The organism is Pseudomonas sp. SDO5271_S396 (assembly GCF_054071795.1).
The window spans coordinates 36,660-59,804 of sequence record NZ_JBSVWB010000026.1 but is presented as its reverse complement, the minus strand read 5'-3'; the positions used below and the strand labels follow the sequence as shown (position 1 = coordinate 59,804).

The window sequence follows — 23,145 nt, the reverse complement described above, 5'->3', positions numbered from 1 at the left end:
CGCGCAATGACCGTCAACATCACCACCGCCAACGAATTCATCGCCCGCCACATCGGCCCACGCCAGGAAGATGAGCAGCAGATGCTCGCCAGCCTGGGCTTCGACTCCCTGGAAGCACTGAGCGCCAGCGTGATCCCGGAAAGCATCAAGGGCACCAGCGTCCTCGGTCTGGAAGACGGCCTGAGCGAAGCGGCGGCCCTGGCCAAGATCAAGGCCATCGCCGGCAAGAACCAGCTGTTCAAGACCTACATCGGCCAGGGTTACTACAACTGCCACACACCGTCGCCGATCCTGCGCAACCTGCTGGAAAACCCGGCCTGGTACACCGCCTACACCCCCTACCAGCCCGAGATTTCCCAGGGCCGTCTCGAAGCGCTGCTGAACTTCCAGACCCTGATCAGCGACCTCACCGGCCTGCCGATCGCCAACGCCTCCTTGCTCGACGAAGCCACCGCCGCCGCCGAAGCCATGACCTTCTGCAAGCGCCTGAGCAAGAACAAAGGCAGCAACGCTTTCTTTGCCTCGATCCACAGCCACCCGCAAACCCTCGACGTGCTGCGCACCCGTGCCGAGCCGCTGGGCATCGACGTGGTGGTCGGCGATGAGCGCGAACTGACCGACGTCAGCCCGTTCTTCGGCGCCCTGCTGCAATACCCGGCGAGCAACGGTGATGTGTTCGACTACCGCGAGCTGACCGAGCGTTTCCACGCCGCCAACGCCCTGGTGGCCGTGGCCGCCGACCTGCTGGCCCTGACCCTGCTGACCCCTCCGGGCGAGTTCGGCGCCGACGTGGCCATCGGCAGCGCGCAGCGCTTCGGCGTGCCGCTGGGCTTCGGTGGCCCGCACGCGGCGTACTTCTCCACCAAGGATGCGTTCAAGCGCGACATGCCGGGCCGTCTGGTCGGTGTGTCCGTGGACCGTTTCGGCAAGCCGGCCCTGCGACTGGCCATGCAAACCCGCGAGCAACATATCCGCCGCGAGAAAGCCACGTCGAACATCTGCACCGCCCAGGTGCTGCTGGCCAACATCGCCAGCATGTACGCGGTGTATCACGGCCCCAAAGGCCTGACCCAGATCGCCCAGCGTGTGCATCAGCTGACCGCGATCCTGGCCAAGGGCCTGACCGCCCTGGGCTTGAAGGTCGAGCAGGAACACTTCTTCGACACCCTTACCCTCAACACCGGCGCCAACACCGCCGCCCTGCACGACAAGGCCCGTGCCCAGCGCATCAACCTGCGTGTGGTGGATAGCGAGCGTGTTGGTGTGTCGGTCGACGAAACCACTACCCAGGCCGACATCGAAGCGCTGTGGGCGATCTTCGCCGACGGCAAGCCCCTGCCAGCTTTCGCCCAAACGGAAAGCACACTGCCCGCCGCGCTGCTGCGCCAGTCGCCGATCCTCAGCCACCCGGTGTTCAACCGTTACCACTCCGAAACCGAGCTGATGCGCTACCTGCGCAAACTGGCCGACAAGGACCTGGCGCTGGACCGCACCATGATCCCGCTGGGCTCGTGCACCATGAAGCTCAACGCCGCCAGCGAAATGATCCCGGTGACCTGGGCCGAGTTCGGTGCCCTGCACCCGTTCGCCCCGGCCGAGCAAAGCGCGGGCTACCTGGAGCTGACCTCCGACCTGGAAGCCATGCTCTGCACGGCCACCGGTTACGACGCGATTTCCCTGCAACCGAACGCCGGTTCCCAGGGTGAATACGCGGGCCTGCTGGCCATTCGCGCCTATCACCAGAGCCGTGGCGAAGAGCGTCGCGATATCTGCCTGATCCCGTCGTCGGCCCACGGTACCAACCCGGCCACTGCCAACATGGCCGGCATGCGCGTCGTCGTCACCGCCTGTGACGCCCGTGGCAACGTCGATATCGAAGACCTGCGCGCCAAGGCCATCGAGCACCGCGAACACCTCGCCGCATTGATGATCACCTACCCGTCCACCCACGGCGTGTTCGAAGAAGGTATCCGCGAGATCTGCGGCATCATTCACGACAACGGCGGCCAGGTGTACATCGACGGCGCGAACATGAATGCCATGGTCGGCCTGTGCGCCCCGGGCAAGTTCGGCGGCGACGTATCTCACCTGAACCTGCACAAGACCTTCTGCATTCCCCACGGCGGTGGTGGCCCGGGCGTCGGCCCGATTGGCGTCAAGTCGCACCTCACGCCGTTCCTGCCGGGCCATGCGGCCATGGAACGCAAGGAAGGCGCGGTGTGCGCGGCGCCATTCGGCAGCGCGAGCATCCTGCCGATCACCTGGATGTACATCAGCATGATGGGCGGCGCTGGCCTCAAGCGCGCTTCGCAACTGGCGATCCTGAATGCCAACTACATTTCCCGTCGCCTCGAAGAGCACTACCCGGTGCTCTACACCGGCAGCAACGGCCTGGTGGCGCATGAGTGCATCCTGGATCTGCGCCCGCTGAAGGACAGCAGCGGCATCAGCGTGGATGACGTGGCCAAGCGCCTGATCGACTTCGGCTTCCATGCGCCGACCATGTCGTTCCCGGTGGCCGGCACCTTGATGATCGAGCCGACCGAAAGCGAGTCCAAGGAAGAGCTGGACCGCTTCTGCGACGCCATGATCGCCATCCGCGAGGAAATCCGCGCGGTGGAAAACGGCACCCTGGACAAAGACGACAACCCGTTGAAAAACGCGCCGCACACTGCGGCGGAACTGGTCGGCGAATGGAGCCATCCGTACAGCCGTGAGCAAGCGGTGTACCCGGTTGCCTCGCTGATAGAAGGCAAGTACTGGCCGCCGGTGGGTCGTGTGGACAATGTGTTTGGTGATCGCAACCTCGTGTGCGCTTGCCCGTCGATCGAGAGCTACGCGTAACCGACTGACGGAACACGGTCCAATGTGGGAGCTGGCTTTTGTGGGAGCTGGCTTGCCTGCTCCCACATGGACCGCCTCCACAGTTGGACCGAGCCCCCCAGAAAATAATAAGAAACCGGAGAACAACCATGTCCCTCAGCGTGTTCGACCTGTTCAAGATTGGTATCGGCCCCTCCAGTTCCCATACCGTTGGCCCGATGCGCGCCGCCGCTCGATTCGTCGAAGGGCTCAAACGCGACAACCTGTTGAGTGCCACCGCCTGCGTCAAGGTGGAACTCTATGGATCACTGGGCGCCACCGGCAAAGGCCACGGCAGTGACAAGGCCGTGCTGCTGGGTCTGGAAGGCGAACACCCGGACACCGTGAATACCGAAACCGTGGCCACGCGCCTGGCGCAGATGCGCAAGGACGGCCGCCTGAATCTGCTCGGTGAACACAGCATTGCGTTCAACGAGAAAGAACACCTGGCGATGATTCGCAAACCCCTCGCCTACCATCCCAACGGCATGATTTTTCGTGCGTTCGACGCCGCCCATATCCAGATCCGCAGTCGCGAGTACTACTCGGTGGGTGGCGGTTTTGTGGTGGATGAAGACGCAGCCGGTGCCGACCGCATTGTCGAAGACGCCACGCCCCTGACCTTTCCGTTCAAAAGCGCCAAGGACCTGTTGGCCCACTGCACCACCTACGGGCTGTCCATCAGCCAGGTGATGCTGACCAATGAAAGTGCCTGGCGCCCCGAAGCGGAAACCCGTGCCGGCCTGCTGAAGATCTGGCAGGTGATGCAGGACTGCGTGGACGCGGGCTGTCGCAACGAAGGCATTCTGGCCGGAGGGCTGAAGGTCAAGCGGCGTGCCGCAGCCTTGCACCGGCAGTTGTGCAAGAACCCGGAGTCGTCCCTGCGCGACCCGTTGTCAGTACTGGACTGGGTCAACCTTTACGCGCTGGCGGTCAACGAAGAAAACGCCAACGGCGGCCGCGTGGTCACGGCGCCCACCAACGGTGCGGCCGGGATCGTGCCAGCGGTGCTGCATTACTACATGCGGTTTATCCCCGGCGCGAACGAAGACGGCGTGGTGCGCTTTCTGCTCACCGCTGCCGCCATCGGCATTCTGTACAAGGAAAACGCCTCGATCTCCGGTGCCGAAGTCGGCTGCCAGGGTGAAGTGGGCGTGGCCTGTTCCATGGCTGCCGGTGCCTTGTGTGAAGTGCTGGGCGGCACGGTATCCCAGGTGGAAAACGCTGCCGAAATCGGCATGGAACACAACCTGGGTCTGACCTGCGACCCGATTGGCGGCCTGGTGCAGGTGCCGTGCATCGAGCGCAACGCGATGGGCTCGGTCAAGGCCATCAACGCCGTGCGGATGGCCTTGCGCGGCGATGGCCAGCACTTCGTGTCCCTCGACAAGGTGATCCGCACCATGCGCCAGACCGGCGCCGACATGAAAAGCAAATACAAGGAAACCGCCCGTGGCGGTTTGGCGGTCAACATTATCGAGTGCTGACGCCAAAGACGCGCCAGCACGTTTTTCAGGAGCTGAATATGTCCACCGAAACCCTGTTGAAAACCCCATTGCATGCGCTGCATATCGAACTGGGCGCGCGCATGGTGCCCTTCGCCGGCTACGACATGCCGGTGCAATACCCGCTGGGTGTGATGAAGGAACACCAGCACACCCGTGAACAGGCCGGGTTGTTCGACGTGTCCCACATGGGCCAGATCCGCCTCACCGGCGCCAACGCCGCCAAGGCCCTGGAAACCCTGGTGCCGGTAGACATCATCGACCTGCCGGTGGGCATGCAGCGCTACGCCATGTTCACCAACGATCAAGGCGGCATCCTCGATGACCTGATGGTGGCCAACCTGGGCAACGACGAACTGTTCCTGGTGGTCAACGCCGCCTGCAAGGAGCAGGACCTGGCCCACCTGCGCCAACACATTGGTGACCAGTGCACCATCGAGCCGCTGTTCGAAGAACGCGCCCTGCTGGCCCTGCAAGGCCCGGCGGCGGTAAAAGTGCTGGCACGCCTGGCACCGGAAGTCACCAAAATGACCTTCATGCAGTTCGCCGCCCTGCGCCTGCTGGGCGTGGACTGCTATGTCAGCCGTTCGGGTTACACCGGCGAAGACGGCTTCGAAATCTCGGTACCCGCCGCCAGCGCCGAGAGCCTGGCCCGCAGCCTGCTGGCCGAAACCGAAGTGCAGGCCATCGGCCTGGGCGCCCGCGACTCGCTGCGCCTGGAAGCCGGCCTGTGCCTGTACGGCCACGACATGAACACCGACACCACACCGATCGAGGCCAGCCTGCTGTGGGCGATCTCCAAGGCACGCCGCGCCGATGGCGCACGGGCCGGGGGTTTCCCGGGCGCGGACCGGATCTTCACCCAGCAGCAAACCGGTGTGAGCCGCAAGCGTGTCGGCCTGCTGCCACAAGAACGCACGCCGGTGCGTGAGGGTGCGGAGATTGTCGACGAACACGGCACCGTGATCGGCAGCGTATGCAGCGGCGGTTTCGGCCCGAGCCTGGGCGGCCCGCTTGCCATGGGTTACCTGGACAGCGCGTTTATCGCACTGGATACCGAAGTATCTGCATTGGTACGTGGGAAAAAGGTGCCATTACGTGTAAGCAAAATGCCATTTGTACCGCAGCGTTACTACCGCGGCTGATTTACTGTTCCTATAAGTAACACGGTTGCGTTAACGTGCACTAATCTGTAACGCAACCGCCATAAAACAGTGCATTGACGATAGTCAATGTAATGGGAACTTCGCTATAACAAGTGAATAACGCTATCGCATAAACGGGATCCACGTTTGTTGACCGAAGTGTCATAAAGCCGAGCAAAATCGCGCGGTTGCCCGGGGCTTGTTTTTTCTGCATTAGTTGGCGTAGAGTCTGCCCACTGTGTTTGCATGGGTCGCTTGGAACCTGGACCTGGGCAGTAGCTGAAGTAGTTGCGCTACAACCCGTTCGACGTCTCTTACTTTCCTGCAACCCAGCCCAGTACTCTTTCAGGTGAAAGGGGCTGTCATTAATTTTTAGCGTCAAAGGAAATAAGAAAATGGCTGAACGTCAGAGCGGTACCGTCAAGTGGTTTAACGACGAGAAAGGGTTTGGTTTTATCACTCCAGAAAGCGGTCCGGATCTGTTCGTGCATTTCCGCGCTATCCAGGGCAACGGTTTCAAGAGCCTGAAAGAAGGCCAGAAAGTCACCTTCCTCGCCGTGCAAGGCCAGAAAGGCATGCAGGCTGACGAAGTACAAGCAGAAGGCTGATCCCTGCTGCGACAAAAAGCCCCTGATGGTGACATCAGGGGCTTTTTTATGCGCGTTTGCTCGTAAAATGGCTTTTTTCCCATGAGAGCCCTGTCATGTCGAAACCCCTGCTGAGCCCCCAGGGCGAATTCCCCGCCGCAGGCCTGGGCCGTCGTCTGGCAGCCATGTTCTATGACTTCCTGCTGTGCACCGCCCTGCTGATCGTCACCGCCTTCCTCTACAAGCTGGTGTGGATGGCGTTTATCGGTGAGGCGAAGATGCGCACGCTCACCGAGTCCGGCGCGCTGGACGGCGACCCGCTGCTGTCGACGATCCTGTTGTTCGTACTGTTTGGGTTCTTCGCCAAGTTCTGGACCCATTCCGGACAGACCCTGGGCATGCAGGTGTGGGGCGTACGCGTACAGAACGCCGACGGCTCACGCATCAGCCTGTGGCAAGCGCTGTTGCGCTTCGTGGTGGCGATTGCGTCGTGGTTATGCGTGGGGCTGGGGTTTGTCTGGTCGCTGTTCGACAAGCGCAAGCGCAGCTGGCATGACATCTATTCGGACAGCCAACTGGTGCGGATCCCGAAGCAAAAGAAGTAATTCCAGACGACGCAAATCAAAGGTGGGAGCTGGCTTGCCTGCGATAGCGTCAGTCCAGTCACTGCAATATTGACTGATAGACCGCCATCGCAGGCAAGCCAGCTCCCACACAACGAGGTTAGGCGTTACCCGCCAGCTTGAGGCGTGCCGCCTGGGTGAAATCCAGCATGCGCTTGAGCGGGCGCACCGCGTGCGGAATCACCGAGGGTTCCACGAAAATCTCGTTGCTGCCTTCGCGCAGGCACTGCAACGTGCGCTCCAGCGTGTTCATCGCCATCCACGGGCAGTGCGCGCAACTGCGGCACGCGGCGCCGTTGCCGGCGGTGGGCGCTTCGACAAAGACTTTATCCGGGCACAACTGCTGCATCTTGTAGAAGATGCCGCGGTCGGTGGCCACGATAAAGGTCTTGTTCGGCAGGCGCTGTGCCGCCGCGATCAGTTGGCTGGTAGAACCCACCGCGTCCGCCAGTTCGATCACCGACGTCGGTGACTCCGGGTGCACCAGGATTGCCGCGTCCGGGTACAGCGCCTTCATGTCTTCAAGCTGCTTGGATTTGAACTCCTCGTGGACGATGCAGGCACCGTCCCACAGCAACATGTCGGCGCCGGTCTGGCGCTGGATGTAAGTGCCCAGGTGCTTGTCCGGCCCCCAGATGATCGTCTCGCCGTTGTCCATCAGGCTTTCGACGATTTCCAGCGCACAGCTGGAGGTCACCACCCAGTCAGCCCGGGCTTTGACCGCCGCCGAGGTGTTGGCGTACACCACCACGGTGCGCTCGGGGTGCTGGTCGCAAAAGGCGGAAAACTCATCCACCGGACAGCCGAGGTCCAGGGAGCAGGTGGCTTCCAGGGTCGGCATCAGGATGCGTTTTTCGGGGGTCAGGATCTTCGCGGTCTCGCCCATGAAACGTACCCCCGCGACCAGCACGGTCTTGGCCGGGTGGGCGGCACCGAAGCGCGCCATTTCCAGGGAGTCGGAGACACAGCCCCCGGTTTCTTCGGCCAGGGCCTGAATCACCGGGTCGCAATAGAAGTGGGCCACCAGTACCGCGTCCTGAGCTTTCAACTCAGCGGCGATGGCGGCGCGCAGGCTCGCCTCTTCGTCGGCGCTGAGGGCCTTGGGCTGCTTGGCGTCGAGGTGGGCTTGAACCAGAAGGCGTTCGGAAATGTGCGTCATGTTCGCAAGACCTGCAGGCGCAGTTGCGCGAAAGTCGAGTGTACCACCGGCTCTGGAGCCCTTCGGGCGCCGCCGGACGAAGTGATTGTGTTCATCAAGCACGGGTCAGGGTGAAGCTGCGCAAGGCTACAGAATATCGAGTGGATTCAAAAGCCTAAAGATGCATTCCGCATGTCGGCGCCAGACGCGTACCTGCTCAACCAAGTAGTCACTTGCGTTCCTAATCGGCTAATTAAAGCCGGATTTATACAACGCCACGATCAGCTCAAACAAAAAAACAGAACTTAAGACTTGTCTCAAAAACGTCCCGACAAATTGCCAAGCGCCTAAGTAACGGTAAGAATTGCCTCACTCAATTCATACCCGAGTCATACCGTGAATATTAAAACCATCATCGCCGATCATCATCCGGTCGTCCGTCTGAGTCTGCGCACGGTGCTGAACGAAGGTGGATATAAAATCGTTGGTGAAGCCGATACTGCCGAAGCCGTATTGAACTTGTGCAGCACACTTCGCCCGGGTTTTTTATTACTGGACGTCGCCCAGCCCGAGCTGGACGGTTTGCACTTGATCAGGCAATTGAAGTTGCGGGAGTTGCCCACCAAAATCCTGGTCTTTACCGGCCAGGTGTCGAACGCGATTACCGATCGCTGCATGGCGGAAGGCGCGCACGGCCTGGTCTACAAGCATGAAGATCCGTCCAGGTTGATCGACTCTATTCGCACGATCGCCACGGGATACACCTACTTTCCCAGTCGGAGGCCCGCCCCCGCCCACCAGGAATTCGATACCCAGCGGGACGAAAAACTGTTGAGTGCGCTGTCCCTGCGGGAACTCTGCGTCTTACAGAGACTGTCTTGGGGGCAGACTCAAAAGTCCATTGCCCAGACCTTGTGTTTAAGCAATAAAACGATCAGCACCTACAAAGCGCGGTTGTTATTCAAGTTAAACGCCAACACGTCCGTTGAACTGTATGAAATCGCCCGACGCAACGGATTGTCCTGAGCACTAAGGCTCCTGACATTTTTCAACTTACACCTGCAACGCCGCCACCTGTCACTGAAGAGGTGCGCACTTACGCGCCCGTTTCTTACATCACGTTAACGGAGGTCAGATTGCAATAGAGGACATTCAATGAGCACGGTCAACACACTCTTGTGCCTGGCGCTGAATATTTACCATGAGTCGCGTGGAGAGTCGGAAAGCGGCCAGATCGCCGTGGCCATGGTCACGATGAACCGCGCCGGATGGCAGCCGGAAAACGTCTGCACGGAGGTCTACAGGGAACGGCAGTTTTCCTGGACGAACATCCGCACCCCACTGCATCAAAAAGAAGACGGGGCGTGGCGCCAGGCCAAGAAAATCGCGAAAGAAGTGCTCAACGGCGAGCACCGGGACATTACCGACGGCGCCACACATTTTCATGCCCATGGCATTCGTCCGTACTGGAGCCGAACCTTTGAGCGAAAAATGCGCATTGGCCGGCATATTTTCTACACCCAGAATTGAGCGCTCAAATGTCCTTGAGGTGCAGGTGCAGTTTGAACAACTCGGTGTCGGTACGCACATTCAGCTTGCGCAGGGCGGCCTGTTTCTGACCGCTGATGGTCTTGCGACTGCGCAGGAACTTCACCGCAATCTGCGAGACGGACATGCCCTCCAGGCAGCAACGCAGCACTTCGCGTTCCTTGGGCGACAACGCAGGATAGTTGACCAGTTGCCCGGTACCGGGCTCACCGTCCTCACTCGCCGCAGTGGGCGTCTCGGGAGTGGAATCCAGCTCCGAGGCCATTGCCGGCGAAAGGTACAAACGGTCCAGCGCAACGGTGCGAATCGCCCGCACAAGGTGCTCAGGGTCCTGGGACTTGCCGAAGAAGCCGTTGGCGCCCGCGCGAATGGCCATGTTGACCGTCGCGGGCCGCTCCATGGAAGAAAGCACCAGGATGCGCAATTCAGGGTAATGACCGCGCAATAACTGGATCAGCCGCAAGCCGTCGAGTTCACCGTCGCTCAATTGGTAGTCGAGGATCAGCAGGTCGATGGGCTCTTCGCGCAGGGCCTGCAACAGTTGATTACCTTGGGCGTAGACACCGACGACTTTGATGTCGGACTCGGCTGACAGCCGGATGGTCAGCGCGTCGCGGATCAACGCATGATCATCCAAAAGGGCCACCTTGAGCGGTGAAACGACCGACCATCTCATCGTAAAGCCCTCTTGATGCATACAAGGTTGAACGAATCGCCTTACAGGATATTCGCTGATTGTGAACACACTATCCTAAGTTCGGGATAAAAAAAACCAGGGAATCACGTTTGCGAAGCGAGCGTTTCGGCCCTCGACAATAACAACATAACTATTTGTTTTTAATGATTTTTTTAAAAAATATCGCTTGACCTGGCTAACTGATCAGCGGCACGCCGCGACGGCGGGGGAAAAATCTTTCGGCACCGTTACACAAGCACACTGGCGGACGCGGAGCTATGTTGACTAGTAACAAATCTTACAAACTGATATGACATGGACTACAAAATCTGACGTTTTTTAAAGCGCACCTCCAACCGGGCTGAACCGTCAATGCTTCCTGATCGGACCTGACACCTTGAAGAGTTCCCAACGCTTGTTCGCCTGGTTATCGGGCACCCTGATCATACTGACGGCCATCGGTGCCCTGGCCCAGACACGCGAGCCGGTGCAACTGCTGGTCAATGCACCCATCACCGCGCCGCCGGTCAAATTCGATGCCCAGACCCGGGCGTGGCTGGCCACTCACCCAGAGGTCAACGTGGCGATCTGGAGCGGCGCGCTGCCGCCGTTGCACATGGGGTTCGAGCAAAACCAGTTCGAAGGCGTCGCGGCGGATTACCTGGGAACCGTTCAAGCCGCCACCGGGCTGCACTTGAAGTTCTGGCGCTATCCCAACCGCAAGGAGGCCCGGGAAGCCCTGGCCCGAGGCGACGTTGACCTATTGGCGCTGCACGACATCACCGAAGGCCAGGACGGGCCGATCACCCAGTCCCGACCCTATCTGCTCAACCGCAAGGTCATCGCCCGGCGCATCGGCGAAATCCTGCCGGCGACCACCGACCTGGACGGCCAGCGCCTGGCCTACGTCGGTGACGACAGCGTCGGCGCTGCCCTGCAACAGCAGTACCCCAAGGCTCGCCTGATCCAGTACTCCAACCACCTGATCGGCCTGACCTCCCTGGTGTACAACCAGGCCGACGCCATGTGGATGGACGCCATCACCGCCGAATTCATGATTCGGCTGCTGTACAACAATGACATCTACATCGCCGGCAGCGCCCTGCCCCGCGTCTCGGCGGATATCAATTTCGCGGTCAGCGACCGCCAGCCGCAATTGCTCACAGCCATCAACACCACGCTCGATGCCATCCCGCCGCTGGACATGATGCGCATCACCACGCGCTGGGGCTTGAGCAACAACTTTGTGGTCGACCAACCGCCCCTGGACCTGGATGCCGCCGAGACGGCCTGGCTGGCCAACCACAAAGAGATCAAGGTTCTGGTAGCCGGAGCCTATGCGCCCTTGACGTTTTTCGATGACCATGACGGCTTCCAGGGCCTCAGCGCCGACCTGCTGAAAATCGTCGGCCAGCGCACCGGCCTGAAAATCGAGATCGTGCGCAGCAACAGCATTACTGCGATGCTCAAACAGCTCCAGGACAATCAGGCCGACCTGATCGCCGCCCTCAGTATCGGCGAGGCACGGCTCAAGCCCGAGCAATTCACCCGGCCCTACCTGATCAACCCGTTCGTACTGGTCACCCGCCGCACCGGGGCAACGTTCGACAGCCTCGACGCCCTAAACGGCAAACGCCTGAGCCTGCCCGCCGGCAACCCGCTGGCTGCCTGGCTCACGCAACACTACCCGCAGATCATCCAGGTGCCGGTGCCCAATGCCGTGCGCGGCATCGAAATGCTCTCCAAGGGCGAAGTGGAAGCCGCCATGAATATCCAGATCGGCGCCGATTACTTCATCAAGCAGCATTTCCAGGACGCCTTGCAGATCAGTGCGGTAATCGGCGAGTACCCGGCCCGCATCGCCATGGCCGTGGGTGACGACGACCAGGCGCTGAAAAGCATCATCAACAAAGTGCTGCTGGGCATTCCGCCGGAAGAACTCAAGACCCTGAGCGACCGTTGGCGCAACCACGCCGCCCCGGCGGTGTCCAGTTCCTGGAACGCCTACAAGGACGACCTATACCCCATCATCGGCGGCGCCCTGGCCTTTGTGCTGGCGTTTCTGGTGTGGAATTACTACCTGCAAATCCAGATCAAGAAACGGCGCAGTGCCGAACGGGCCCTGAGTGACCAACTGGCGTTCAGCAAAACCCTGATCGACGGCTCACCCATCGCGCTGTACGTGCGCGACAAGTCCGGCCGCCTGGCCCATTGCAACCGCGCCTATCTGGAGTTTCTGCACACGACCCAGGACGAGGTCATCGGCAAGACCCTGAGTGAAACCGGGGTCATCTCGCCGACGCTGAGCGAGCAGTATCAGCAGATCTACGCCCACAGCGAGCAGAACCCGGAACCGACCTTCGCCGACCTGGACATCGACATCGACGGCCAGCAGCGTCAGATCTACCACTGGACCCTGCCCTTCCAGAACGCCGCCGGCGAGTTCTCCGGGGTGATCGGCGGCTGGCTGGACATCAGCGAGCGCGAGCAATTGATGGAACAACTGCTGCTGGCCAAGGAAGCCGCCGATGACGCCAATGAATCCAAGTCGACCTTCCTGGCGAGCATGAGCCATGAAATCCGCACGCCTATCAGCGCCTTGATCGGGCTGATCGAAATGCTCCGTGTCCGCGGTGGCACCCCGGAGCAACTGGACGAAAACCTGCGGGTGGCGCACCTGTCCGCGCAGTCATTGCTGTCGTTGATCGGCGACATCCTCGACCTGTCGAAAATCGAAGCCGGGGCCATGCAACCCCTGCACCGCCCCACACAGTTGGTCGAACTGCTGGAGTCGGTGCACACCCTGTTCGAAGTCAATGCCCAGCACAAACAGCTGGCCTTCGAGCTGCGCGTGGACGTCCATGACCCGGTGGTGGTCATCGACTCGCTGATGCTCAACCAGATCATCGCCAACCTGATCAGCAACGCGATCAAGTTCACCGAACAGGGTTCGGTGACGCTGTCCCTCAAGCAATTGCCGGATGACGCGGTCTCCGGCTTTTGCCGCTACCTGATCGAAGTGCGAGACACCGGCGTGGGCCTGAGTGACACGGCGAAAAAAGCCATCTTCGAACCCTTCGTGCAGGTATCGCCCAACACCAGCGGCGTGCGCAGCACCGGCCTGGGCCTGAGCATCTGCACACGCCTGGCGGCACTGCTCAACGCCCGCTTGAGCGTGACCAGCACCCTGGGCAAAGGCTCCTGCTTCCAGCTGGAATTCGCCGCCGAACGCACCCGGCTCAGTGCGGGCGTCCTGCCGGATCAGGCCCCCGGCCCGATGAACCACCGCCTGAATATCCTGGTGGTCGAAGACCACGCGCCCAATCGCCTGCTGCTGTGCCAGCAACTCGAATACCTGGGGCACCGCGTAGTGCCCTGCGACGATGGCGAAACCGCCCTGGCCGAGTGGAAACAGGCCGATCCGCCCTTCGACCTGACCATCACCGACTGCAATATGCCGTTGATGGACGGCTTTGAACTGACCCGTCAGATGCGCAGCCTGGAGCAGGAACGGGCGCTGAGCCCGCACCCGATCTTCGGCCTGACCGCCCACGCCCAATCGCAAATCGTGCAGGAATGCCTGGACGCGGGCATGACTCAGTGCCTGTTCAAACCCACCGGCATCGAGGCCCTGGCCCAGCACATCGGCACGGTATCGGCCGAGGCGGCCCGGCGTGTCGGTGCCGCCCGGGCCAGCGGCGGCGAGCTGCAAAAACTCAAGGTACTGGCACCCGAGGCCTACAAGCCCCTGGTCGAAAAGTTCATCAGCGCCAGCCGTGAAGACCGCGCCAGCTTCGAGGCGTTGCTGGGTACGGACGATGTGAGAAAACTCGGCACCCTGACCCATAAAGTCAAAGGCGGCGCCTTCATGGCCGGCGCCCAGCAACTGGTCGAAGCCTGCACCCAGCTCGAAGCCTTGCTCGAACAAGACCCGCCCGGGGCTTACCACGCGCAGGTGGAACGGGTCATCGCCATCATGCACAGCCTGGAACAGCAGTTGCTGGCCGAGATCGCCTGACGCGTCAGTCCGTCAGCTCGACCCGCCACTGCCCGGCGCGGATAGGCGCCGCGATGAAAAACGGCAGGTCCGCCGACCAGTGCCGGTGTTTCACTGTCGAGTGGTAACGGCAGACCTCCTGGCCGGCCTGATCCAACACGCGCCAGCCCTGGCGCTCACCGCAGGCTTTGGGGCTCGAACCCCGAATCGCCTGAAAGCTTGCATTGCTGCCCACATGAAAACGCTCGGTCTGCCAGCGGATCGGCCCATGCCTCGGAAATGGCCGGGCGCCCTGAAAGTCGAACCACTCATCATGGTTCAGCACGCTCTGGCGCAGCATCGGCCAGACCTGCTCGCGCAAGAAGATCTGATCGGCGAAGCGCGTCACATCCGCCTGCCGCGCCAGCCAGGCTTGCATCAACGGTTTCAACCGCGGCAACCCGCCCCGGCAACCGCCCCACAGCCCCGCCAGAATCAGCTCGGTATGGCTGAAGTAATCGCGAATATGGTGAAACCAGCACGGGCTCGCCAGCCACTGCTCGACCGCGACTTGCTCGCGTTCGGATAACAGCGAATCGGCATCGCGAATCAGGTAACGATCCACCTCCGGGTCATCCACCACCAGAAAGCGCCACATCAACGGGTGCACGCCATCGCGGGCCGCACCGCTCATGTCGATCACCTGGGCGCCGGCGTCCAGCAGACGTTGGCGGATCAGCGTCGGCACGCTGTCATCCAGGTAGACGCGGCAACGCCACGCCGGGAACAACTCCCGCGCCGCGTGCACGTTGGCGATGGCCGATTCGCAATAGCGCGGGCTGTCGCCGAACAAGGTGTAGGCAATGATATTGCGCTCGGGCGCGTCGGGCCTGAAGGCCGCAGGCGCCGCCGCGCGCGGGCCGAGGTCGACGCCCTTGCCGTGACGCGCGTCGGCCAGGGTCAACGAACGCTGGCCGTAACGGCGGACGTCGTCGCGCAGGCCCAGGTGGCCGCAGACTTCAGTGAGACCGTCAAGCCAGGTCGAACTGGCCTGGGCCTGCAACGCCGGGGGCGCGTTGAAGATCTGCAGGTACACGGCATGCGCCCGGCTGAACTGATTGAGCCGCATCAGGCACAACGCATAATCCGACAGCACGCCCATGTGCTGCGGCACGATCTTCAACGCGCCCTCGGCGGCCCCCAGCGCGGCAGCGAAGTCACTGCGCGCCATGGCCGCCTGGAATGCCTGGGCACACTGTTGAAACTGCCGGGCCGGGTTGGCCGCAGGTTTTTTGTGCATTTTCATCGTGCTTCCCCCCGCAGCCAGGCGCCCAGCGCACCGGCACCAGCGTACTGACGCAGAATCGCCTGGTAACCGTCGAAGCGGTTGCTGATCTCGCTGACACGGTTGCCGTAGTGATCGGACTCGGCCGACAACACGTCCAGCAAGGTGCGTTTACCCAAGTGGTACCACTGCTCATAAAACGCCACGCGAATACCGTCGGACTCGTTCGTCAGGCTGCGGTACAACTCGGCCCGCTCCAGGAACGTCCTGGCCTCATGGTTCGCGGTGCGGATGCCGTATTCCAGGTCCAGCCGCTGTTGCTCGGCGGTTTGCCGACCGGCTTCGGCGCGCTGCAACGCTGCGCGTTCCGAAGCACGGGTGGAGCCGCCCCGGAAAGCGCCCCAGGACAGCGCCAAGTGGGTTTCCCATGGCTGCTCGCGGCCCAGAGAGTCCTCGGCGGTGGATTTGTTGATCACCCAGTTCAGTTGCGGCAAGGACGATGCGCGCACCACCTTGGCTTGCAACTCGGCGGACTCGGTCTGCTCCCGCGCCTGGTTCAGCGACGGGTGGTTGTCGACCTTGCCCAGCAACGCATCGAGGTTGGCCAGGCGGATGTTCCATTGCGGCGTGCGCGGGATCGCAATCGGGCGATCACCCACCAGTTTGCGCAGGCTGATCTCGGCATCCTTGGCCTTGGTGTCCGCCGCGTCACGTGCGGCCTGGGCCTGTAACATGCGCGACTTGGCCTGGGTCAGCTCGCTGGCGCGGCCCTTGTCCACCGCAACGATACCGGCCAGCATCTTGACCAGTTCGTTCATGCGGTCCACGTACTGCTGGCTGAGGTCGACGATCAAACGCTGCTTGCCCAGTTCGACGATCCGGTTGGTCACATCGAACGCCGAGTTTTCCAGCTCGGCCTCGATGGCCGATGCCGCTGCCGCCGACAGGTGCCGACGGCTCTCGATGGTGCTGCGGATGCGTCCCCAGTCATACACCGGCGTGACGATGCTCAGGTTGATCCCGGTACCGCCGGAGCTTTGGTCATCCGACGAGCCGCCGAACTTCTTCGAACCGGCGGTGGTGCTCAGGTCGACCTGGGGCCAGCGTTGTCCCTTGGCTTCATCGATGTCGGCATCGGCGGCGGATTGCTCCGCCACGGCGGCCTGCACCTTGGGGCTGCGCTCGGCGGCGGCTTGCACGGCCCGTTGCAGGATCTCACGCAGCTCACGCTCGGACGGCCCCACCGCAGTCACCTGCCGCATGGCCACCGACTCGGACACGCCCAGCGTGGCCAACGCCGATACACCCGGCAGTTCGCCGCTGCGCGAAGGCGCCACGTTGACCGTCGACGGCGCACGCGGCACCGGCTTGGCCACGCTGTCGGCGTCCACCCTGGAGAACGACAGGTTCTCGCTGCGTGACGACGCGGCACGCGCCGGTGGCGGAGAAACCGTTGCCACTGCGGGCTTGAACGTCACTACTTCAGCACGACGCGGTTCGACGACCGGTTGCACCGCACGCACTACCGGCGGCGTCGGCTCAGGCTTGAACGCCACCACCTCAACGCGACGCGGTTCGACAACCGGTTGCACCGCACGTACCACCGGCGGCGTCGGCTCAGGCTTGAACGCCACCACCTCAACGCGACGCGGCTCGGCAACGACAGGCACCGTACGCACCACAGGCGCCGCCGGAGGCGTATAGACCGCAGCCGGAGCGGGCTTGAACATCACCACTTCGGTGCGACGCGGCGCGGCGACCGCCGGCGCTGCACGCGCCGGAGCCGGTGCGGCCTTGGCCGGTGAAGCCGCTAAAAACGCGAGAAACTCATCGGCCTGAACCGAGGCGCCGGACAGCCCCATCGACAGGCCGCAAACCAGCGTGGCCAGCAGGCTCAGGCGAAACGCCGGCGCAGCCGTGCCCTGTGCCGACGGCGTGGGCCGTCGGTCATGTGTGTAAGTCATGATCATCTCTCCCGGAAGGCTTCGCGCGCCTTGAGCACGGGCTTGAGCAGGTAATTGAGGATGGTTTTTTCACCGGTGCGGATTTCCACCGATGCCACCATCCCCGGAATGATCGGCAGCGACTTGCCGCCCGCCGTCAGCTCACTGCTGTCGGTCAACACCAGCACGCGGTAGTAGGTGTCATCCGGGCGACCCGACGCGGCCTTTTGGTCGTCCTTGAGGGTGTCCGGGCTGATGTGTTCCACCCGGCCCTTGAGGCCGCCATAAATCGCGTAGTCATACGCCGTGATCTTCACGGTCGCCGCCAGGCCCGGGCGCAGGAACGCCACGTCCGAAGGGCGGATCTTGCCTTCCACCAACAGTTGTTCTTCCAGGGGCACGATCTCAAGGATGTGCTCGCCCGGCTGGATCACCCCGCCAATGGTGCTGACCCGCACGTTCTTCACGGTGCCGCGTACCGGTGCGGTGATGGTGGTGCGGTCACGCACGTCGGCGCGGCCCACCAGGTTTTCGCTGATCTGCGACAGCTCCAGTTCCAGCTTGGAAAGTTCGGAGTTGGCGTCGGCCTGGAACTTGTTGGTGCGCTCGACGATTTGCGACTTGATATCGTTGGCCGAACGGCGGATCCGCAGCAGCTCGACTTCAGACATCAAGCCCTTGGCCGCCAGCGGCTCGGCCAGACGCACTTCACGAGTCGACAACTGATAGCTGCGCTCCAATGCACTGATGCTGTCGTTGAGCGCGCGTTTGCGCGACTCGTAGGCACGGGTTTCCTGGGCGACCACATCCTTGTCCTGCTTGACCTGGTCGTCGAATTGCAACGGCTGCGAATAGGCCTCGGAGCGCAAACGGCTGATCGAGGCTTTCAGGCCGATGACCTTGGACAGCACTTCGCGGTAGCTCGACTCGGCACGGGTCGGGTCGATGCGCAGCAGCACATCGCCCTTCTCGACGATGGCGCCTTCACGCACATTCATGTCCAGCAGAATCCCGCCTTCCAGGCTCTGGATCACCTGCTCGCGGCTCATGGAAATAATCTTCGCTTCGCCCAGGGTGATTTCCTCGACCCGTGCGAAGTACGCCCACACCACACCGATCACCAGTACTGCGGCGATGAGGTACAACACCAGCTTGGAGCCGGGGGTGGTCTGGGACAGCAACGACTCTTTGACATCGTTCATGAACGCGGCATCGCCGGGTTCGAGGTTGGCCTTGGGTTGACGGCCGAAAAGTGTACGGATCACGGGGCTACCTCACCTGTCGCGGGGCCTGAAACAGGAGGGGCCGCGGGTCGTGTTGCGTTGTTCGTGGGCACCGGGGTGCGTGGATTGATCTGAAACGACGGCGCTTCCTTGCCGGGCGTACGCACCGGCGCCGGGGCCGGACGCGCCCGTGTCTTGGCCGCTGCGGCCTTGGTCGACTGCTCGGGTTGTGCCGGCTGCGCCGTTTTGGGCTCGGCCTTGCCCGACAGCGCTTCGAGGATCTGCGCCTTCGGGCCATCGGCCACGACCTTGCCGTCGTCGACCACCACGATACGGTCCACCAGCGCCAGCAACGAGGGGCGATGGGTCACCACCACCATGGCCTGGCCTTCGGTGGCCCGCTTGAGATGGTCGAGAAACGCCATCTCGGTCTGGGTATCCATGGCACTGGTGGGCTCATCGAGCAGCAGCATTTTTGGCCGCGCCAACAGGCTGCGCGCCAGGGATACCAACTGCCGTTGACCGCCCGACAAGCCCTCGCCCATTTCGCCGATCGGCAAGTTGATGCCCTTGGGGTGCTTGGCTGCGATGTGGTCCAGGCCGGTCAGGCGCAGTACCCGCAGGAACTCCTCGGCGGTGGCGTCGGGGCGGCCGAGCATCACGTTTTCACGCAGCGAGCCGTAGAACAGGCGGGCATCCTGGCCCACATAACCGACGGCTTTGCGCCAGTCGGCCGGGTCGATCTGGTTGACGTCCAGACCATCGGTGAACATCTGCCCTTCGACCGGTGCGTACAGCCGGCCCATCACCCGCAACAGCGTGGATTTGCCACTGCCGATACGGCCCAGGATCGCCACGCGCTCGCCGGGCGCAACGGTCATGTTGACGCCTTGCAACACCGGTGGGTTGGGCTGCATCGGCGGTGCCGGGTACGAAAAGCCGACGTTCTTCAGGGTCAGTTGACCCGACAGCGGTGGCTTGGACAGGTACTGGGCTTTAGGGTCGCGGTCCACCGGCATGGCCATCAGGCCGTTCAGTGAACCGAGCGCCGCCTTGGCTTGCTGGAAGCGCACCGCCAGACCGATCACCTGGCCCAACGGCCCCGTGGCGCGACCGGCGAGCATCACGGTGGCGATCAGACCGCCCATGCTCAAGTCGCCGGCGTCGATCAGGTACACGCCGATGATGATCAGCACCACGGTCTGGATCTGTTGCAGGAACGCCACCACGCCGGTTGCCAGGCTCGACAGCGAGCGGGACTTCATGGATGTGGCCGCCGACAGCGCGCTGAAGTTTTCCCAGCGCCGCTGCATGTAGGCTTCGCCGCCCACGGCCTTGAGGGTTTCCAGGCCTTCGACCGACTCCACCAGCACGCCTTGCTTGAGCGCGCCTTCGCGCATGTTCTCTTTCATGGTGCGCGCCAGCGGCCACTGGATGATCACGCTGATGATCAGAATCAGCGGAATCAACAGCAACGGCACCCAGCCCAGCGGGCCGCCCACCACAAAGATCACGCCGACAAACATCAGCACGAACGGCAGGTCGGTGAGCGCCGCCAGCGTGGCCGAGGTGGCGAAGTCGCGCACCGATTCGAACTCGCGCAACTGGTTGGCGAACGAGCCGGACGACGCCGGTTTGTTTTCCATGCGGATCGACAGCGCCTGGCGGAACAACATCGTGCCCAACACCAGGTCGGCTTTTTTACCGGCCACATCCAGCAGGTGTGCCCGCACATAACGGGCAATCGCTTCGAAGATCATGGCGATGGACACACCGATGCCCAACGACCACAGCGTGACGAACGCCTGGTTCGGCACAACGCGGTCGTACACGTTCATGGTGAAGAAAATGGTGGCCAGGCCCAGCACGTTGATCAGCACCGCGCCGATGGCCGCGCTGCGGTAGTAGCTGCGATAGCGCCACAGGGTACTGAGCAACCAGTGGCCGGCCGGGCGCGGGGTTTCATCGCCAGCACGCAGGTCGACCTTGGCGCGGGGTTTGACCAGAATCGCGTGGCCGGCGTACAGCGCGTCCATGCCGGCCTGGTCCAGTTCCACCGGCTCGAGGCTGACTTCCGGCAGGATCACCTGGTAGAAGCAGGCGCGCTTGCCGTCGGCGTCGTTGCGCACGGTGCGACCGAGCAAGACGCAGCCGCCGTGCTCCTTGCGCAGCAATACGATGGGCACCAATTGAGCGGGCAACGCCTGGGGGCGTCGCTCCACCAGGCCCGCCGACAGGCCGGCGGCCGACAAGGCGGCCAGCGCCAGCGACGGGGGCAGCATGCCGCCCTTGGGCAGGCCGGCTGTCAGGGCTTCAGGGCTTTTGCCCACGCCGTAGTGATCGCAGATCCACGACACGCTGTCGAGCAGCGTGTCCTGGACCGTGGTTTGAGGCGCGGGCAACACGGGAGGTTGCTCGCTGGGGCCAACAGGCACGTCTGTAGTCATCACAAGAGTCCTGGGTCGCTGGTGGCGACCGCATTGAAAATGGATGTCTCAAGGCGGCGCTGTCGAGCAGGCAGGCCTTGGAAACCGTTAGGAGAATTCTGACGAGACGGCCTGTTTGTAAGAATAAGACCTGTCCCAAAACGCCCGGCTTGCCGTCAGGCAGGCGTCAAGGGCGGCCGAGTTCCACCTTGACCACCACACGCCGGTTCGGCGCATAGCAGGCAATTTGCTGCGCACGGTTGCCGTAGCAGCTGTACACCACCGGTTCACGGTTGCCGGCGCTGGAGGCGCTGACGATGGATTCCGGAATGCCCTTGTTGATCAGCAGTTGGCGCAGCGTGTCGGCCCGCTGCTGGCCCAGTTGCTGGTTTTTGGCTTCGTCGCCGATGGGGTCGGTATGGCCGATCACCTGAACATTTTTGACCTGTGCATCGTCCTCATGCAGGTCGTTGATCAGGCGCGCAATCGCTTGATGCCCGGCTTTGGAAATATCCCCCGCGCCGGCTTTGCCGAACGCAAACAGCACGTCGCTGGCCAGCTCGTAATGCTTGAAGCGCGAATCGTCCACCAGGTAGTCGTAATGCCGGCAAGCTTCGACAGACGCCGCACGGGACACCGCGTGCACTTGGGTGCGCGAGGTGGTGAGTTCGGCCTCGGCCGCATCGCGGGCGACGGGCAGCGGGAAGGTGCTGCCGTCTTCGCGCACACGCAGGTAATAGGTCTTGCCGCCCTGCAACGTGGCCTGGTACAGGTCGCTGTGCTTGCCTTTGTAGGTCGGCATATCGTCCAGGTAAGCGCCCAGGGTATAGGTGCCCGGCGCCACGCAGAATGCAGTGTGGCCCCCCGGCAGCAGGCCGGTGTGGAACTCACGGTCAACATACACATGGGCCGCGCCTTTGCGCTGCACCCCGCCGAGGGTGCGGTAGTACACCACCTGGGCCTGGTCTTCGCCGATGGCCGCGACCGGTTCGTAGGTGGCATCAAACACTTTGCCCGCCACGGGCGCAGGGATGTTGGCCAGGGCCGGTAGATTGAACAAGGCTGCGCCGATCAGCACGGCGGCTCGGTTCCGGTTAAGTAAAAACATGGGCGTCACTCCGCCGTGGCCACCAGCGAACCGGTGACGGATTATCGAGTCGAGAAAAAGGCCGCAAACGCACAGCGCTTGCGGCAAAGAACGGGAAGCCCGAAGGCCTCCCGGAGCGGGCTTTGCGTGAGGGCGTTACTGGCCGCTCACGTCCACGCGAACCACCACACGACGGTTGGGCGCGTTGCACGCCACTTGCTCGGCCTTGCTGCCGTAGCATTCGTCGGTCACGGGCTCGCTGCTGCCGGCGCTGCGGGCAACCACGGCGGTGGACGGAACGCCACCGTCGATCAGCAGGCGACGCACGGTTTGCGCGCGCTTGAGGCCCAGGGCCTGGTTGGCCTGGTAGGAACCGATCGGGTCGGTGTGACCGATCACCACCACGCGGTCCAGCTGGCTGTGTTCACGGTTGAGCTGGGTGACCAGCTCAAGGATCGCCACGCGGCCACGGCGGCTGATGTCCTGGTAGCCCGATTTGCCGAAGGCAAACAGTACGTCACTGGACAAGGCGTAGTCCTTGAAGGCCTCGGCCGGTTTGTCGACGAAGTTGCACTGCTGCACCTTGGAGGCACGGGACAGTGCCTGCACCTGGGCACGGCTGCCGGCCAACTCACGCTCGGCGTCGGCACGGTCTACGGACAATGGCGCGCCGTTGCCGTTCTCACGCACTTTGAGGAAGTAGGTCTTGCCGCCTTCCAGCTTGGCCGAGTACAGGTCGGTGGTCTTGCCACGGTAGCTGGGCGCATCCCCGAGGTAAGCGCCGAGGGTACGGCTGCCCGGCTCCACGCAAAACGCGGTGTAGCCGCCAGGCAACAGGCTGGTGTGGAACTCACGGTCAACGTAGACGTTGGCCGAACCGCGCTGCTGAGCATCGGTACCGCGGTAGTAGACCACCTGGGCCTGGCCGTCGGAGACCGGGGCCACCGGCTGGTAACCATTGCCGAACGGCTGGATGGCCGCCGACTGGTAAGTGTATTGCTGTTCTGCCTGAGCCAAGGGCATCGCGCAGACGGCCGCCGCGAACAGCGCAGCGGTAAGGGTGTTGTTGCGTGTAAACATGATCAAAACTCCGCACGGGTGCCGCTGGGCACCCGGGCAAA

General features: G+C 62.6%; 16 protein-coding genes. 8 read left to right on the top strand and 8 right to left on the bottom strand.

What is annotated here, in order from left to right; genetic code table 11:
- Positions 1–6 precede the first annotated feature (6 nt).
- The 5 genes from gcvP (at position 7) to ACW9IN_RS18065 (ending at position 6,704) form a co-directional block, all read left to right on the top strand.
- Complete coding sequence (gcvP, locus tag ACW9IN_RS18085; protein ID WP_457367167.1) at positions 7–2,844, top strand: aminomethyl-transferring glycine dehydrogenase; 2,838 nt, start codon at positions 7–9, stop codon at positions 2,842–2,844.
- 128 nt (positions 2,845–2,972) lie between these two features.
- Positions 2,973–4,349: an L-serine ammonia-lyase gene (locus tag ACW9IN_RS18080; protein WP_457367166.1), complete on the top strand. Its 1,377-nt coding sequence runs from the start codon at positions 2,973–2,975 to the stop codon at positions 4,347–4,349.
- A gap of 38 nt (positions 4,350–4,387) precedes the next feature.
- Positions 4,388–5,512, top strand: a complete 1,125-nt coding sequence (gcvT, locus tag ACW9IN_RS18075; protein WP_457367165.1) for a glycine cleavage system aminomethyltransferase GcvT — start codon at positions 4,388–4,390, stop codon at positions 5,510–5,512.
- Between the two features lie 395 nt (positions 5,513–5,907).
- On the top strand, positions 5,908–6,120 hold the full coding sequence (locus tag ACW9IN_RS18070; RefSeq protein WP_457367164.1) for a cold-shock protein: 213 nt from the start codon (positions 5,908–5,910) through the stop codon (positions 6,118–6,120).
- Positions 6,121–6,215: 95 nt separating this feature from the next.
- Entirely contained in the window at positions 6,216–6,704 is a 489-nt protein-coding gene (locus ACW9IN_RS18065) for an RDD family protein (protein WP_457367163.1), read from the top strand.
- A 118-nt stretch (positions 6,705–6,822) separates the two neighbouring features.
- Here the strand turns inward: ACW9IN_RS18065 and nadA are convergent, their stop codons facing one another.
- A complete protein-coding gene (gene nadA / locus ACW9IN_RS18060; protein WP_457367162.1) occupies positions 6,823–7,881 on the bottom strand; it encodes a quinolinate synthase NadA in 1,059 nt (352 codons plus the stop codon).
- A gap of 375 nt (positions 7,882–8,256) precedes the next feature.
- Between nadA and ACW9IN_RS18055 the strand changes: the two genes are divergently transcribed.
- A complete protein-coding gene (locus ACW9IN_RS18055) occupies positions 8,257–8,886 on the top strand; it encodes a response regulator (protein ID WP_457367161.1) in 630 nt (209 codons plus the stop codon).
- Between the two features lie 129 nt (positions 8,887–9,015).
- A complete protein-coding gene (locus tag ACW9IN_RS18050; protein ID WP_457367160.1) occupies positions 9,016–9,390 on the top strand; it encodes a cell wall hydrolase in 375 nt (124 codons plus the stop codon).
- 4 nt (positions 9,391–9,394) lie between these two features.
- Here the strand turns inward: ACW9IN_RS18050 and ACW9IN_RS18045 are convergent, their stop codons facing one another.
- Positions 9,395–10,084 (bottom strand): response regulator, encoded by a 690-nt coding sequence (locus ACW9IN_RS18045; protein WP_457367159.1) that lies wholly within the window; start codon positions 10,082–10,084, stop codon positions 9,395–9,397.
- A 397-nt stretch (positions 10,085–10,481) separates the two neighbouring features.
- Here ACW9IN_RS18045 and ACW9IN_RS18040 point away from each other — a divergent pair, with 397 nt between their 5' ends.
- Positions 10,482–14,102, top strand: a complete 3,621-nt coding sequence (locus ACW9IN_RS18040) for a transporter substrate-binding domain-containing protein (RefSeq protein ID WP_457367158.1) — start codon at positions 10,482–10,484, stop codon at positions 14,100–14,102.
- Between the two features lie 4 nt (positions 14,103–14,106).
- On the opposite strand, the gene ACW9IN_RS18035 is transcribed toward ACW9IN_RS18040, so the two are convergent.
- From ACW9IN_RS18035 to ACW9IN_RS18010, 6 genes are all read right to left on the bottom strand, one after another.
- Positions 14,107–15,366, bottom strand: a complete 1,260-nt coding sequence (locus tag ACW9IN_RS18035; RefSeq protein ID WP_457367157.1) for a hypothetical protein — start codon at positions 15,364–15,366, stop codon at positions 14,107–14,109.
- On the bottom strand, positions 15,363–17,309 hold the full coding sequence (locus ACW9IN_RS18030) for a TolC family protein (protein ID WP_457367156.1): 1,947 nt from the start codon (positions 17,307–17,309) through the stop codon (positions 15,363–15,365). Before ACW9IN_RS18030 ends, ACW9IN_RS18035 begins: the two co-directional genes overlap by 4 nt.
- 2 nt (positions 17,310–17,311) lie before the next feature.
- Positions 17,312–18,553, bottom strand: a complete 1,242-nt coding sequence (locus ACW9IN_RS18025) for an HlyD family type I secretion periplasmic adaptor subunit (RefSeq protein WP_457367155.1) — start codon at positions 18,551–18,553, stop codon at positions 17,312–17,314.
- Positions 18,550–20,958 (bottom strand): type I secretion system permease/ATPase, encoded by a 2,409-nt coding sequence (locus tag ACW9IN_RS18020; RefSeq protein WP_457367154.1) that lies wholly within the window; start codon positions 20,956–20,958, stop codon positions 18,550–18,552. Before ACW9IN_RS18020 ends, ACW9IN_RS18025 begins: the two co-directional genes overlap by 4 nt.
- Positions 20,959–21,124: 166 nt before the next feature.
- Positions 21,125–22,045 (bottom strand): OmpA family protein, encoded by a 921-nt coding sequence (locus ACW9IN_RS18015; RefSeq protein WP_457367153.1) that lies wholly within the window; start codon positions 22,043–22,045, stop codon positions 21,125–21,127.
- A gap of 135 nt (positions 22,046–22,180) precedes the next feature.
- Positions 22,181–23,104: an OmpA family protein gene (locus ACW9IN_RS18010; protein ID WP_457367152.1), complete on the bottom strand. Its 924-nt coding sequence runs from the start codon at positions 23,102–23,104 to the stop codon at positions 22,181–22,183.
- Positions 23,105–23,145 lie beyond the last annotated feature (41 nt).